Below are 315 nucleotides of genomic sequence, written 5' to 3' on the forward strand. Positions count from 1 at the left end.
CGAATACTAATCGGTCGAGGGCTTATCCTACAATACTCCACGAACCTTCGTGGAGGCCTCAAGAGCCCTTGAGGTAACGTTTCATCTCTCTCTCTTCTTCGGTTCGCATTCAGTTTTCAGGGAATAATACGATTGATGCAGCGGCGAGTCTGCTGCAGAGGTCGAAGCGACGCATGGCTGCGTTGCAACCTGAATTTCATAATCGTTTGGTGATGATGGCGGAGGGGATCCACGCGTTCCCATCCCGAACACGACCGTTAAGCCCTCCAGCGCCGATGGTACTTGGACCGCAGGGTCCTGGGAGAGTAGGACGTT

The 315-nt window shown here is 53.7% G+C and carries 1 rRNA gene; it reads left to right on the forward strand.

Features of this window, described 5'->3' with window-relative positions:
- Positions 1-205 precede the first annotated feature (205 nt).
- Positions 206-315 (forward strand): 5S ribosomal RNA (rrf, locus tag PV433_RS22910); the annotation flags it as partial.

It is taken from the genome of Paenibacillus sp. GYB004 (assembly GCF_036577605.1).
In the GTDB taxonomy this organism is placed as follows: domain Bacteria; phylum Bacillota; class Bacilli; order Paenibacillales; family NBRC-103111; genus Paenibacillus_AB; species Paenibacillus_AB oceani.